General features: G+C 62.9%; 12 protein-coding genes. 6 read left to right on the top strand and 6 right to left on the bottom strand.

Features of this window, described 5'->3' with window-relative positions; all coding sequences use genetic code 11:
• The first annotated feature begins 175 nt into the window (after positions 1 to 175).
• From F3H95_RS04930 to F3H95_RS04940, 3 genes are all read left to right on the top strand, one after another.
• Entirely contained in the window at positions 176 to 871 is a 696-nt protein-coding gene (locus F3H95_RS04930) for a FadR/GntR family transcriptional regulator (protein WP_143127067.1), read from the top strand.
• 50 nt (positions 872 to 921) lie between these two features.
• On the top strand, positions 922 to 2,454 hold the full coding sequence (locus F3H95_RS04935) for an altronate dehydratase family protein (protein ID WP_149745143.1): 1,533 nt from the start codon (positions 922 to 924) through the stop codon (positions 2,452 to 2,454).
• A gap of 157 nt (positions 2,455 to 2,611) precedes the next feature.
• Positions 2,612 to 2,962 carry a DUF4112 domain-containing protein gene (locus F3H95_RS04940; protein WP_244617928.1) on the top strand — a complete coding sequence of 117 codons (351 nt, stop codon included), beginning with the start codon at positions 2,612 to 2,614 and terminating at the stop codon, positions 2,960 to 2,962.
• A gap of 15 nt (positions 2,963 to 2,977) precedes the next feature.
• On the opposite strand, the gene F3H95_RS04945 is transcribed toward F3H95_RS04940, so the two are convergent.
• The 4 genes from F3H95_RS04945 to F3H95_RS04960 form a co-directional block, all read right to left on the bottom strand.
• The gene (locus F3H95_RS04945; RefSeq protein WP_149745144.1) at positions 2,978 to 3,988 is read right to left on the bottom strand and encodes an acyltransferase; all 1,011 of its coding nucleotides are present in this window, start codon (positions 3,986 to 3,988) and stop codon (positions 2,978 to 2,980) included.
• Between the two features lie 61 nt (positions 3,989 to 4,049).
• Positions 4,050 to 5,321 (bottom strand): O-antigen ligase, encoded by a 1,272-nt coding sequence (locus tag F3H95_RS04950; RefSeq protein ID WP_149745145.1) that lies wholly within the window; start codon positions 5,319 to 5,321, stop codon positions 4,050 to 4,052.
• A 25-nt stretch (positions 5,322 to 5,346) separates the two neighbouring features.
• Positions 5,347 to 6,555 carry a polysaccharide biosynthesis/export family protein gene (locus F3H95_RS04955; RefSeq protein ID WP_244617929.1) on the bottom strand — a complete coding sequence of 403 codons (1,209 nt, stop codon included), beginning with the start codon at positions 6,553 to 6,555 and terminating at the stop codon, positions 5,347 to 5,349.
• A gap of 235 nt (positions 6,556 to 6,790) precedes the next feature.
• Entirely contained in the window at positions 6,791 to 7,471 is a 681-nt protein-coding gene (locus F3H95_RS04960) for a sugar transferase (RefSeq protein ID WP_149745146.1), read from the bottom strand.
• A gap of 687 nt (positions 7,472 to 8,158) precedes the next feature.
• Between F3H95_RS04960 and F3H95_RS04965 the strand changes: the two genes are divergently transcribed.
• On the top strand, positions 8,159 to 8,461 hold the full coding sequence (locus tag F3H95_RS04965) for an exopolysaccharide production repressor protein (RefSeq protein ID WP_143125390.1): 303 nt from the start codon (positions 8,159 to 8,161) through the stop codon (positions 8,459 to 8,461).
• A 101-nt stretch (positions 8,462 to 8,562) separates the two neighbouring features.
• Complete coding sequence (locus F3H95_RS04970; protein ID WP_149745147.1) at positions 8,563 to 9,576, top strand: glycosyltransferase family 2 protein; 1,014 nt, start codon at positions 8,563 to 8,565, stop codon at positions 9,574 to 9,576.
• A gap of 24 nt (positions 9,577 to 9,600) precedes the next feature.
• On the opposite strand, the gene F3H95_RS04975 is transcribed toward F3H95_RS04970, so the two are convergent.
• Both F3H95_RS04975 and F3H95_RS04980 read right to left on the bottom strand, forming a co-directional pair.
• Complete coding sequence (locus tag F3H95_RS04975; RefSeq protein ID WP_149745148.1) at positions 9,601 to 10,545, bottom strand: polysaccharide pyruvyl transferase family protein; 945 nt, start codon at positions 10,543 to 10,545, stop codon at positions 9,601 to 9,603.
• 53 nt (positions 10,546 to 10,598) lie between these two features.
• Positions 10,599 to 11,564: a glycosyltransferase family A protein gene (locus tag F3H95_RS04980; protein WP_143125387.1), complete on the bottom strand. Its 966-nt coding sequence runs from the start codon at positions 11,562 to 11,564 to the stop codon at positions 10,599 to 10,601.
• A 687-nt stretch (positions 11,565 to 12,251) separates the two neighbouring features.
• On the opposite strand from F3H95_RS04980, the gene F3H95_RS04985 reads away from it, so the two are divergent.
• On the top strand, positions 12,252 to 13,394 hold the full coding sequence (locus F3H95_RS04985) for an acyltransferase (RefSeq protein ID WP_149745149.1): 1,143 nt from the start codon (positions 12,252 to 12,254) through the stop codon (positions 13,392 to 13,394).
• Position 13,395 lies beyond the last annotated feature (1 nt).

A 13,395-nucleotide genomic window follows, 5' to 3' on the forward strand; every position in this document is an offset into this window, starting at 1 on the left:
CGATGGGCATTAGTGGTAGGCGGTCTGGCCAAACTGGTCAAGCCAATTTCGGCGAGTTCCGATCATATTTCGTCAGTCAATTACATAAAGCCATGATATCAATAAAAAATCATTGGTCTTGCCAGTTTCCTGCCGAGCCCCTATGGTAAGGCCAATGGAGAATATGGCGCAGGTGATGAGCGGGATCAGGACAACGGAGCGGCGGCTCTATCAGCAGGTGGCGGACCAGATCCGCAGCCTCATCCAGAGTGGTCATTTCCGGCTCGGCCAGCGGCTGCCGGCGGAGCGCGAGCTTGCCCAGCAGCTGGGGGTGTCGCGCCCGTCGCTGCGCGAGGCGCTGATCGCGCTTGAGATCGACGGCACCGTCGAGATCCGCATGGGCTCCGGCATCTATGTGGTGGCGACGTCCGAGCGTCGGCCGCAGAGCCCGGTGTCGATCGGCGAAAGCCCGGTCGAGCTGATGCAGGCCCGCGCGGCAGTGGAAGGCACCGTCATCCTGATGGCGGCCGCCCGCATGCAGCCGGACACGCTGCGCGCGCTGCGGCAGGTGCTGGATGCGATGCGCACCGAGATTGCCGAAGGCCGCAAGCCGGTGGAGCAGGACCGGCAATTTCACCTGACAATCGCCGCCCAGTCCGGCAACGGCGTGCTGCAGCGGCTGGTTGGCGAACTGTTCGACGACCGGCACAGCCCGCTGTCCACCCAGTTGCGCGAGCATTTCGAGACGCCGGACACCTGGAGCCTGGCGCTTGCCGAACACGAGGCCATCCTGGAGGCTCTGGAGGCGCGCGATGCGCTTCTGGCCCAGGCGATGATGCGCGCGCATCTGGAGGAATCCAAGCGCCGCTGGCTGGACAGCGAGCCCCGATAGGAGCGGGGTTTTCCCTTGAACGCGAAAGACCCTCCAGGGAGGAGGAACAGATGAACGAGACAATTTCCCCGGTGATCGTGCTGAACGTGGCCGATGACGTGGCGGTGGCCCGCCGCTCCATTCCCGCCGGCAGCCCGACCGGCTATGGCGACCTCGTGGCGCGCGATCTGATCGGCCGCGGCCACAAGGTGGCGCTCCGGCCCATCGCATCCGGGCGTGAGGTGAAGAAATACGGTCAGATCATCGGCCTTGCCACCAGGGACATCGCAGCCGGCGAGCATGTCCACCTGCACAACCTCGCCATGCTCCCCTCCGAGCACGAACACCAGTTCTGTGTGGACATCGAGGAACACGGCATGGTGCCGGAGGCGGAGCGGCGCACCTTCCTCGGCTATGATCGCGGCATCGGCGGCGCCGGCACCCGCAACTATATCGGCATCATTTCCTCGGTGAACTGTTCCGCCACCGTCTCCCGCTACATCGCCGACTATTTCAACCGCCTGGGCGGGCTCGACGGTTTCGAAAACATCGACGGCGTGGTGGCGCTGACGCATGGCGGCGGTTGCGCGCTCAACAACCGTTCCGAAGGCTACCGGCTGCTGATCCGCACCATCCAGGGCTATGCCCGCCATCCGAATTTCGGCGGCATCCTGATGATCGGCCTCGGCTGCGAGACGAACCAGATCGCGCCCATCCTCGAGCACTACAAGATGGAAGAGGGCGACCGGCTGCGCACCATGACCATCCAGCAGCATGGCGGCACGAAGAAGACGATCGATGCCGCAATCGCTGCCATCAAGGACATGCTGCCGGCGGTAAATACCGCACGCCGCACGCCGCAGCCGCTCTCCCGGCTGAAGCTTGCGCTGGAATGCGGCGGGTCGGACGGCTATTCCGGCATTTCCGCCAATCCGGCGCTCGGCCATGCCTCCGATCTCATCGTGCGCCATGGCGGCACGACCGTGCTTTCGGAGACGCCGGAAATCTATGGCGCCGAACATCTGCTCACCCGCCGTGCCGTGACGCCGGCGGTGGCCCAGAAGCTGCTCGACCGCATTGACTGGTGGCGCGATTATACCGCCCGCAATGGCGACGAACTGAACAACAACCCCTCGCATGGCAACAAGCTCGGCGGCCTCACCACCATTCTCGAAAAGTCGCTCGGTGCCGTCGCCAAGGGAGGCTCCATGCCGTTGAAGGCGGTCTACGAGTTTGCCGAGACGGTGACCGAGCAGGGTTTCGTGTTCATGGATACGCCGGGTTATGATCCGGTCGCCGTCACCGGACAGGTCGCCGGTGGCTGCAACGTGATCTGCTTCACCACCGGGCGCGGCTCCGTCTCCGGCTTCAAGCCCGCCCCCTGCATCAAGATCGCCACCAATTCCGACATGTACGAGCACATGAAGGAGGACATGGATCTGAACTGCGGCGGCATCGTCACCGGTGACGAGACGATCGAGCAGTCCGGCGAGCGCATCTTCGAGCATGTGATTGCGGTGGCGTCCGGCCAGAAGACGCTGAGCGAGATCTATGATTACGGTGACAACGAGTTCGTGCCCTGGCAGGTCGGTGCGGTGACCTGATCGCATCCGCCGTTCTTCGCGCTCAAGGGGGAACCGCCATCTGTCGTCTGCGTTGGTGCCCCGGGGTCGGCATGGCCCTCAGGGGAGGTGACGCATGGCCAGAACGACGGACATGGGTGCAGCCGCCGCGCGGCGGACGATCCTCGATGACGGCGCCATGCGCCGGCTTGCGCGGCTTGCCCGGGTGGCGCGGCTGATGGATACCGCCGTCCGGATTCCGGGGACGAACATCCGTTTCGGCGCCGATTTCGTTCTCGGCCTCGTGCCTGTGGTGGGAGATGCCGGCGGGGCGCTCGTCGGTCTCGTCATCCTCAACGAGGCGCGCCGGCTCGGACTTCCTGCCCGCAAGCAGATGGAGATGCTGGCCAATATCGGTACCGATGCGGTGTTCGGCAGCGTGCCGCTGGCGGGCGATCTGTTCGACCTCTATTTCAAATCCCACCGCCGCAATCTTCAGATCATTCTCGATCACTTCGACCTGACCGCAGAGGGCGTTCCACGTCGCTGAGGAAATGGTTGAAGGTTATTCCGCCGGCTGCCGGCGTGGGCGACGGATCACGAGACGCCGGTGCTTGATGAAGTGCTGCAGAGGCCGTTCCAGTCCCTCATAGCAGAGAATGCCGAGCAAGGTGCCGGCAAGCGCGCCGATCCAGGCGATCAGAGGGGCCGGAAGCGAAAGCGCCAGACCGATCTTCAGCACCACGGAAATGGCAAGCGTATGCCAGAGATAGATGGAATAGGAGGCATCGCCGAGATAGGCGAGCCCCGGCAGTGGCGGCAGTGCCTCGCCCTTTTCCAGCGCCAGCACGCCGAGGACGAGTGCGATGGCCAGCGGCGCGCAGATTGCCGTGCTGAAATCCATGTTGGTGAGATAGATCGCCGCAAAGGCAAGCACCGCGCCGGCAATCAGCATCAGGCCTGTTTCCGTGCGCGGCACCTGGCCTCCAAGCCACAGCCGGCCGATCACCGCGCCCGCCAGGAATTCCAGCAGGATCGGCTGGGTGTAGAACAGCAGGGGTTCGCCCGGCGCATCGATCATGAGCCCGGTTGCAACGAGCAGGCCAAACAGGAGGGCGAGCGCTGCAAGCCGTCGTCCCTCCGGCAGAAGCAGCGTTGCGGCAAAGGCCAGATAGAAGAACATCTCGTAATTCAGTGTCCAGCCCTGCACCAGGACAGGCCAGAGCGCACCGCCATTGGGCGAGGGCACGGGCAGGAAGAAATAGGAACCGATCAGATGCGGCAGGTCCAGCACGAGATTGGGAAAGAGACCGAGCGCACCGCCGAAAACCATGATGCTGGTGACGATCCAGTAGCTCGGCACGATGCGAAGAATGCGTTCGCGTAGGAAGCTCGCCGGTGTCTGCTGCCGGTTGTGGCTGATCACCATCATGATGAAGCCGCTGACGACGAAGAACACATCGACGCCGGCGGCACCGATGGCGAAGTTCTCGCCGGACCGTTCGGCGGCGTGAAAAAGAACGACCGCAAGGGCTGCGATCGCGCGAAGATACTGAATGCCGTAGAGCGTCTTCATTGCCGCTGTTCCACTTGTGCTGTCGTCGAAGATGATGGGCTTGTGCGAGCCGGCCCGGGTGTCAGGCCAGATGCGGTCTCGGCACCGGCCAGGCCAGCACCTGCTGGCCGGGATCGACGGCGCGGTGCGGTTTCAGCGTCAGCTTGCCGGCGGCGAAATAAAAGAGGAAGGACCCCACATGGTAGGGGTGCATGATGTCGATTTCCACGAAGGAGCGCACCAAGAGCAGCGCCAGGATTGCAAACATCACAAGCGCTTCCGGGTTGTCGTCGTCATGCAGCACGCGCTTCAGATGCCCGAACAGGCCGGTCAGCAGGATGAGGCTGAGGAGAACCGTGCCGATCACGCCGGTTTCCACCATGGTCTCGATATAGGTGTCATGGAAATGGAAGCCGCTGCGGGAGGCGATGTAGAATTCTTCCCACAGCCGTTCCGCCTCCGGAAAGCCCTGCACCCAGTAGCCCTGGTAGCCGATGCCGGCGATCGGTGACTGTCGGGCTGCCTCGATGCCCTGCTGCCACAGATAGGTGCGGCCTGTGAGCGTCGAATCCTTGCCGAAGGCGCCGAGAACGGCATCCATCGCACCAAACGCGAGAGCCGCATTGGCCCCGATTGCCACCAGCACCAGGCCCGCCGCAAACACGATCTTGCGCTGGCGCGGCGCAAGCTTGCCCAGCACCTGCAGCCCGATACAGAGCGCAATGACGGCCAGCGTGGTCAGCACCGAGGTGGCGGATTGCGAGGCAAGCAGGCTGTAGGCCGACAGTGCGGCCGTGCCGGCGGCCGCCCCAAGCCACAGCCGGCGAAAACCGGTGATCATCACGCCGGCATAGGTGAACAGCAGGCCGAGCGAGGCAAAGAAGCCAAGCTGGTTCTTCGAGGCAAAGGCGCCGACGAAGCTGTAGGTGCCATCCAGCGGGTCGTAGTGATAGACGCCGAACAGCAGGGAATAGACGAGCACGATGCCGCATCCGACCACGGCGCCCCGCGTCAGGGTCGCGGTCGAGAGCGTGCGCATGGCAATCAGCGCGCAGACGATATGGGTGAGATACTGGATCGCCGTGCGCATGGATACGCCCGGTGCCGGAGACCAGAACACCGAGAGGAAGCAGAAGGCCGCAAAGCCGAAGATCCAGACGAAGCGCAGATAGTTGCCGAGGACGCGGCGGTAATCCATGAGCACGAGCGGAAGCCACAGCCCATAGTAGACGAGGATCGACAGGGGGCCGAGCCGTGCGGAATAGGCAAAGACGAACAGCGACAGCGCGACCGCCAGTGTTCCATATACCGTGTTATCGTCCGGACGGATGAAGACGGCCTTTGCAATTCTCATCGCTCGGTCCCCATGATGCGCGGCTTTACTGCATCAGAAGCTCGGATGTGACGCGGATCACGTCACCCGGCTGCAGCTTTGTCATCTCGTCGGCTGGGATTTCCTTGGGACCCTTGCCGTCGTCGCGCACCACGGAGTAGCGGATCGAGGTTGCGCGGCCGCTGGGATCGAACTTGATCGCCTCGGCTGACTGCGCCAGCGCTTCGGCCATCAGTTGCTGGTTGGTGCCGATCTGCAGGTTGAGCTTTTCCAGTTCTGCCTCCGTATCCTGCATATCCTTGGCGCGCTGGGCCTCCCAGTCGTTCTTCAGGTTGATCTCGTCCTGATCGGCCTGACTCAGCTGCTGCTTGGCGCGCAGGATGTTCGTGTCAATGTCGAGCAGGCTCGACTGCACTTCTGCCGTACGCTCCTCGATCGAAAGCAGGCGGGAATTGAGGGCGAGGCCCTGTTCGCTGAGCTTGCTGATCTTGTCGCGATCCTGCTCGGCAATTTCCAGCTGGCGCGATTGCGTCTCGCTCTTGCGCTTCAGGGATTCCACTTCGCTCTGCAGCAGCGATTTGAGTTCGGCGAGTGCCTTCAACTGCAGGTCATAGCGGTCGCGCCGCTGCTTCATGAGCGCGGTTTCGCTGCGGATCAGCTCCTGCGCATTCGGCACTTTTTCCAGTTCCTTCGGCATGGCGATCTCGGCGCTGTCGGCGCGTTCCGCCTCCAGTCGGGCATGGCGGGCAACAAGGCGTGCGCGCTGGGAATCGAACACGTCCGTCTGGCCGCGCGCATTGATGAAATCCCGGGCGAAACGCTGGCCGGCCTCGGAGCGGCGCAGGCCGCCCGCCAGACTGACGGCCTTCAGCACCGTCATGCCGACGCCATAGGCGTACTGGCCGGGTGTCTGTACGTCGCCGGTCAGGAAGACGGGACGAAACTCCGCCACCTCGACGGAGGCGGAGGGCAGGTTGCGCAGGGCAAGCTTCTGCTGCAGGCGTTGGCCGATTTCCTCGGCGATCTCGGAGGTCGTCTTGCCCTGGGCATCCAGACTGCCGATGAAGGGCAGGGACAACTGGCCGCCGGGGCCGATACTGTAGTCGCCGGCAATCGCATCCCAGTTGCGGATCTCGCCTTCCGCCGCCTGCCATTCCGCCACGCGTACGCGCAGCTTGTCCATGACGCCCAGCCGGTAGCCCTGGTCTTCGGCCGCATGCGCGATCTGGCCTCCGGGCAGGGGCGACAGCGACATCAGCGTTCCGGCCATCACCAGTGCCAGAAGGCCCTGTCGCCGCAGGGCACGACGGGGGCGTGCAAAGTGCTGAACACGATGGGGTGCAACGCGCATGAATGATCCTTGTCTCTGGCGCCCGGCTGCCGCTCTTCCCCTCGGTCATCCGGGCAAAAACCGCCATGCCTTGGCCGGCGGCGGGTCGAATACGGATACGTCATCCGCAGCATCCGGCTGCGGTCCTCCCGCAATCCCGTCAGTAGCTGCCGCGTGACATGCACACTGCCGGTATGGTCTTCAGGATGATCGAGACGTCCTGCATCAGGGACCAGTTCTGGACATAGTGCGTGTCGAAGGCGATGCGTCGCTCGTAGGAGACGTCGTTGCGACCGCTGATCTGCCAAAGGCCGGTGAGACCCGGGCGAGTGCGCAGATAGTAGACCGCGAAGCTGTCGTAGAGCGACAGTTCCTCGTCGACGACCGGGCGCGGGCCGACAATGCTCATTTCGCCGCGAAGCACGTTGATCAGCTGCGGCAGTTCATCAAGGCTGAGCTTGCGCAGCACGGTGCCAACGGTCGTGACGCGCGGATCATCCTTCAGCTTGCGGGTGGCCTGCCACTCTTCCGCGGCTTCCGGATTGGCGTGCAGGTGGCGGCGCAGAACCTCGTCGCCGTTCATCACCATGGTCCGGAACTTGAGGCATCGGAACGAGCGGCCATTGTGGCCGACGCGCTTGTGACCGTAAAAGACCTTGCCGCCGTCGGAAAATTTGACGAGCGCCATGATCATCAGAAAAAGCGGGCTGAAGACGATCAGGGCCGAAAGGGCCGTGACGATATCGAACGCGCGTTTGGCGACGCCGCCTGTGGGAAAGGCGAAGTGCATCTCTTCGGTTGCGGGAAGCGGCGAACCTGCCGATCGTGTCGCGGACTTCATAGAGAGGACTCCATTGGTGGTGCGAGTGGTCGGTGCCATTGCGGCGCATCATGTGCCGGCGGATGAGATAATAATTGTGCGACCGGAATTTGTTTCCAGTTATTTTTTGTATCAGGTTGGGGCGGGACTCCCTGTTTGGCACACCTGACACGCATCCTGGTGTTGATCCTATTTGGGACACATCAGTGTCGCTTCAGTCGATGCTGACAGGTTGTTGTGTATTTTCGAAAAAAGGAGCGTAACCCGGTGCGAAAGCCTTAACCTTCGTCAAGTGAAGGCCGCCTTGCACTTGCCCCAGCCGGGGGATCGATTTCTTTCCAGCCGCATCAAGCTGACCGAAAGATCTGTCAGAGGCTCTGCTTGTTGCGGTGCGGTGCATATATTGCACTGCAAACTCGGAGATCGCGAAGAGCCGTTTCTGTGTAACAATTTTTGATCGCGGGGGTGTGGATGGGCGTGCCACACGCTGCCGAAACCGTTCATCGCGCCCGGATGGCGGCGGAAAGATGGCAGGATCTGTCCGTTTTCGGAACACGCACTGCTGAAGCGACATTACCAAATAGTCATGGTACGTGTGAACGCAAATGTGCTAACTCTGAATAGGTCGTTCCTGTAAAGCCCGAGTGCAACCGGGACAGGGAGAGCGGGACGGCGCTAACGAAACCTCGAGATCGGGAGGCTGACACCATGTACGGGCCGCGCGTCATCGTCAGCATGTCGACCGTTCTCGTTGTCTTTGCTGTGGCGACCTATGCGCTCAACGGTTCAGCCTTTGCCACCGTCTGGCAGACACTTCTCTGTGCTCTGATCCTGCAGGTCGGCTATTTCATCGGTGTCCTCGTGCTGGTGCATCGGGAACGGACCGAGCGTCTGAAGCGGCAGGAGCAGGCGGCGCGTGCCGCCGGGCGGACTGACGAGCGCGGCAGCGCGACCGTGAAGGGTGAGATTGCTTCCCGCTCCCCCACACGGCTCAAGATCGGAGACCGCTGATCTTTCTCATGTTGCTCTGCCGCAATTTTGCTGCAGGTGCTTTCCTATGCTGGCGATCATCCTAGTTCCTATCCCACCGATCGACCGCAACGGAGGCAGGCATGACCGAGGATATCGGGAAACAGGTATGCGTCATCATCGCGGCCAAGGATGCCGCCGAGACCATCGGCAAGGCAATCCGCTCGGCGCTTGCGGAGGCGGCGGTGCAGGAAGTCGTGGTGGTGGATGACGGGTCGGGCGACGACACGGCCGGTGCGGCGCATCGGGCGGATGATGGAACCGGCCGGCTTGTGGTTGCAAGGTTTGACAAGAACCGCGGCCCCTCGGCGGCCCGCAACCATGCCATCGACATTTCCACCGCACCGCTGATCGGCATTCTTGATGCGGATGATTTCTTCTTTCCCGGCCGCTTCGGCCCCATGCAGGCCGAGGCGGACTGGGATTTGATTGCCGACAATATCGGCTTCATCCATCACGATCCCGCGCAAGCCGTCGAGCCGGAGCGCTTCGAGGCCCGCAGCCGCCAGCTGTCGCTCGTCGATTTCGTGGAGGGCAACATTTCCCGGCGCGGCCGCCCACGCGGCGAGATCGGCTTCCTGAAGCCGATCATGCGGCGAAGCTTCCTGATCGCGCATGACTTGCGGTATGACGAGAGCCTGCGGCTCGGCGAGGATTATGATCTCTATCTGCGCGCCCTTGCGCGTGGCGCCCGCTACAAGGTCATCGATCACTGCGGTTATGGTGCGGTGGTCAGGGCCAATTCGCTGAGCGGCCGGCACCGGACGGAAGACCTGCGCCGGCTTTACGAGGCCGAGCGTCGCATCCGGCTGACACCCGGCCTCCTGACGGCGGAGCAGGCGAAGGCGGTGGCGCGGCACGAACGCCATATCAGGGCGCGGCATGACCTGCGCCATGCGCTCGACATCAAGGCCAAGGGGGGCGCGCCAGCGGCGGTTCGTCATCTGCTGACGCACCCGCTGACGGCGCCGGGCGTCCTCGCCGGCGTTCTGGGCGACAAGCTGGAGGCCTTTGCCGGCGCCAAGCAGACGCAGCCACCGGTGCCTGCCGGCAAGCTGCGCTATCTGCTGCCCGCCGTGCCGGTGGCCCGGCAGTAAGGCTGGGCATCGCGGCGGGTGGCGTCAGAAGTAATCCCGCCGCACGCCTTCCAGCACCGCGCACAGCCGGTCCTTGCGTTCCTCCAGGCGACCATCCGGCGACAGCTGCGGCTCGGCGCGGCTTGCCTGCCACAGCGCAAGCGCGGAAGGGGCGGCCAGCAGCTGCTTGGCGGCCTTGCGCCAGGGCGCATGAATGCCTGTGCGGGGCGGCAGCGTGCCGACATTGCCGGGCCCGGCAGGTGGCGCATGCGAGGCGCCAGTCCCTTCGAACTTCACACCCCAGAAGCGAGACTGCTTGTGAATGGCTTCCGCCCGGGTGGAGACCGGCACGTAGCGCGGCCGGTAGGTAACGCCGACGGTTGCCGCCCAGTCGCTCCACTTGAAGCTGTTGATGGCGCGCGAGGTGCTGACCGCGACCCACGGCACACGGAAGGCATCCGCCAGGATGGCGGCATGCATGGATTCCGCCACGATCAGCTCCGACTGGGCGATGCGGGCAATCACGTCGCGAGCCTCGCCGCGGGGGTCGAGATAGGTGAGCCCGGCCGGTTCGCAGACGGCTTCCCAGATGCCGAACTCGGCCGATTCCCAGTGCGGCACGAAGGTGCGCTTGAAGCGCTTCGGCTGGTTCCGGAATTCCGGCATCTCGGTCACCATCACGGCGGGATCGACGATGCCCATCTCGGGGGTGAGACCCAGTTTTTCGGCGGTCAGCGGGCCGCGCACGGCGCGCACGTCCCATTCGCTTCGGTCGGAGATATCGGGCGGCGTGCCATAGCCATAGCCGCTGCCGATCACCAGTTTCGGCTTGCCCTTCGGCAGCAGCACCGGGTTCAGCACCGTGCCGACTCCGACGAGCAGCGTCTGCGGATGCACCTCTCTGAGGCCGGGCAGCAGATAGTCCCAGAGCCAGAGGTTCAGGTCGTCGCCGAAATTGCCATGGTGGGATTCCCAGTAATAGGGCTTCATCGTGTGGTCCTTCGGTTCCGTTGATGGGGGAGGGCCGGCCTGATGCGCATGATCTAGCGCGCGCTGCGGATCTTGCCGGTGCCGAGTTCGAAGACGGTGCGGATCAGGGCGGGATCGCGCATCATCCAGCGCGCCAGCATCTGCAGGTCCGGCACCTTGCGGCGGCGCACAAGGCCGGCCTGGCTCCAGAGTGCTTGCCGGCGCGCGGTGTTCTTGTAGGCGGCAATCGAGGCCACATCCTGCGGGCGGCGCGAGAAACGCTTCTCCAGCCTGTCGAGCGCCACCCAAGTGTTGAACTGCTGGCGCAGGAACTGCGGCGACTGGTTGTCGATGCTGTGGAAGATGTTGATGCCGCGCCCGCGCCCGGCACCGGCGGCATCGCACAGGATTGGCCGTTTCGCGGCCAGAATGCAGTCGCAGAAGAACAGCACATCCTCTGCCGCCAGCCTCAACGTCGGTTCGAAGCGGATCGTCTCGAAGATCGGCCGGGCAATCACCATGCAGGAGAGGTGCAGGAAGCTCCAATTGCGCAGCATGACGCTGGCGAGATCGGCCACTTCAAGCACCAGTGGTTCGTCCATCACGCGGCGTGCGCCGGCCTCCTCTTCCAGCTTGGCCATGCCGAAATGGTAGTAGAAATCCTCGTCCGCCTGCATCGAGGCCCAGTAGCAGTCGCCCTCAAGCGTGGTCAGCGCCTTGTGGGCATTCTCCAGATGGGTCGGCAGCCAGATGTCGTCGGAATCGAGAAAGGCCGCAAACGTGGTGCCGGGGAGAATGTTGTCCAGTCCCGTATTGCGCGCGCCGCCCGGTCCCGCATTCGGCTGGCGGATGACGCGGATGCGGTCCCGCTCGCCTGCATCCATCCCTTCCAGCTCCCTTGCGGCCGGCAGGGGGGATTCATCATCGACGATGATGATATCGAAATCCGAATATGTCTGCGCGAAAATCGAGTCTAGGGCACGGGTGAGGATGCCCGGCTCGCGTTGATAGAACGGAATGATCACGGTGAACGTCGCCATAGGTCGCCCCCAGCCTGTCAATGTCGCGGTTCCCTGGCGCTGCCCGGAAACCTGGATGAAACGGCAGTCTGTGCCCGGCGGCCCGGCGGGCCGCAAAGCGATGGTGAATCTGTGTTTTCGCGCCGCAAGCCTTGCCTCAGGCCGTCAGCATGACCGATGAGAACCCTCTCAATCCGGCTGAAATTTGTTCGCATATTGCATTGCGGCAAGACCCTGTCATGCCAGTGCCCAAACTGCCGGAAAAACGGCGGGATGGCCAATGTTTTGTTTCGGCTCATGTGTTCTAAAATGGTTCACTTCTGTTGTCGGTCCTCATGGCTTCGAGGTGCGATCGTGATGTTTGCCTCATTTTTGCCGTATTTGGCGCCGGCTAAACCCGTCTGAGGTAGGAGATCTGCGCCTCGGAAAAGTTTTTTGAAGAGGGATGTGTAAATTTTTGGAACATTTTTTGGGGCGGCGTGATCGCGGAAAGCCCCCTGAATTCAAGTGACTAGCCTTGCCTCTGTAGCGTTCGGGCTCTCCTGCAGCCGCTTTCGGATGGCTCCGGAGGCTATTCGCATCTTGAGATTTTGCTGCAGTGCCACATTATTCCCGAAACTGGGCAGCAGACTTTTTCCCGTGGGCATAAGTCCGCTTCATCGGAACCGGTGGCGAAGGGGGGATCGCGACCAGAGAGGGGTGAACCGTGTGACTGTTGATCAGAACATATCCTCCCGCATCAACCTGATGCGCATGCTGCTGATTGCCGGCATCGTCTTCGTGCATGTCCCTTACGACCACGATGCGAGCCCTTTTCTGCAGAACAATGACGAATTCGACTGGCTTCGTGTGTTTCTGGGCGAAAGCCTGTTTCGCATTGGTGTGCCCTGCCTCAGCGCCCTTTCGGGTTATCTGCTGTTTCGCAAGGGCCTCGACGGATTCGACTATCGCCGCACGCTCCGGCAAAAGGCGCGCACGCTGCTGATGCCCTTCCTGATCTGGAACCTGTCAGTGCTGCTCTGTGTGCTCTTCATGCAGCACTTTGGCGTCGGGATCGGTTATTTTCCGGATCTGTGGGCCGCAAAGCCTGCCGACTGGGCCGATCATGCTCTGGCCGCCGGCGACTTTCCGGTCAACCTGCCATTGTATTTCCTGCGTGATCTGATGGTCTGCATCGTCCTGTCGCCGCTGCTTGCTTTCCTCGTGCGCAAGGCGCCGGCGCCGGTGCTGGGTGTGCTCTTTGCCATCGCGGTCATCCCGCAGTTGACCTCCGGCATCGTTCTCAAGCAGTCGATCCTGTTCAGCTTCACGCTCGGCATTTTTCTCGCGCTGCAGCGGGTCGATCTCAAGATGCTGGATCGCCATGCGCCGCTCGGCATCGGGCTCGTGCTGCTCGCCGCCCTGGTCCTGGCCGATCCGCTTTTGTCGAACGGGCCTGATTATCCGTTGATGCTCGACATCCTGCGCAATCTTCTGGCCATTCTCGGCGCGCTCGGCTTCTGGCTTCTGTCTGCGCCGCTGGTGCGCACCCGCCTTGGCCAGCGTCTGGCCGCCTCCGGCAGCCTCAGTTTCTGGACCTTCTGCGCGCACTATCCGCTGCTGATGCTGATGTGGATGGTGTGGAACCGCTATATCAGCGCCGACTACTATCCGGTGTTCTATATCGGCGCCGTGCTTCTCACCTTTGCGGTCATGATCCTTAGCAATCGGCTGGTGTGCGCAAAGGCGCCCGCGCTCTACGAGGTTCTGACCGGCAGCCGCAATCGCAGATCCTTTCCTCCACACGGTGCGCCGAAAGGGGCCGCGTCCGGCCCCGGCCATTCCGCCCGCCTGATCCATCAGCAGAGGTAGA

Origin of the sequence: Rhizobium sp. RU35A (assembly GCF_900156005.1) — a bacterium.
GTDB classification, from domain to species: Bacteria; Pseudomonadota; Alphaproteobacteria; order Rhizobiales; family Rhizobiaceae; genus Neorhizobium; species Neorhizobium straminoryzae.

What these genes read in the sequence shown, in the direction of transcription:
- F3H95_RS04980 (WP_143125387.1), bottom strand. Translation starts at nt 11,564, where the DNA reads ATGGCGACGTTCACCGTGATCATTCCGTTCTATCAACGCGAGCCGGGC.
- F3H95_RS04950 (WP_149745145.1), bottom strand. Translation starts at nt 5,321, where the DNA reads ATGAGAATTGCAAAGGCCGTCTTCATCCGTCCGGACGATAACACGGTA.
- F3H95_RS04970 (WP_149745147.1), top strand. Translation starts at nt 8,563, where the DNA reads ATGACCGAGGATATCGGGAAACAGGTATGCGTCATCATCGCGGCCAAG.
- F3H95_RS04955 (WP_244617929.1), bottom strand. Translation starts at nt 6,555, where the DNA reads ATGTCGCTGTCGCCCCTGCCCGGAGGCCAGATCGCGCATGCGGCCGAA.
- F3H95_RS04975 (WP_149745148.1), bottom strand. Translation starts at nt 10,545, where the DNA reads ATGAAGCCCTATTACTGGGAATCCCACCATGGCAATTTCGGCGACGAC.
- F3H95_RS04930 (WP_143127067.1), top strand. Translation starts at nt 176, where the DNA reads ATGAGCGGGATCAGGACAACGGAGCGGCGGCTCTATCAGCAGGTGGCG.
- F3H95_RS04935 (WP_149745143.1), top strand. Translation starts at nt 922, where the DNA reads ATGAACGAGACAATTTCCCCGGTGATCGTGCTGAACGTGGCCGATGAC.
- F3H95_RS04940 (WP_244617928.1), top strand. Translation starts at nt 2,612, where the DNA reads ATGCGCCGGCTTGCGCGGCTTGCCCGGGTGGCGCGGCTGATGGATACC.
- F3H95_RS04965 (WP_143125390.1), top strand. Translation starts at nt 8,159, where the DNA reads ATGTACGGGCCGCGCGTCATCGTCAGCATGTCGACCGTTCTCGTTGTC.
- F3H95_RS04960 (WP_149745146.1), bottom strand. Translation starts at nt 7,471, where the DNA reads ATGAAGTCCGCGACACGATCGGCAGGTTCGCCGCTTCCCGCAACCGAA.
- F3H95_RS04945 (WP_149745144.1), bottom strand. Translation starts at nt 3,988, where the DNA reads ATGAAGACGCTCTACGGCATTCAGTATCTTCGCGCGATCGCAGCCCTT.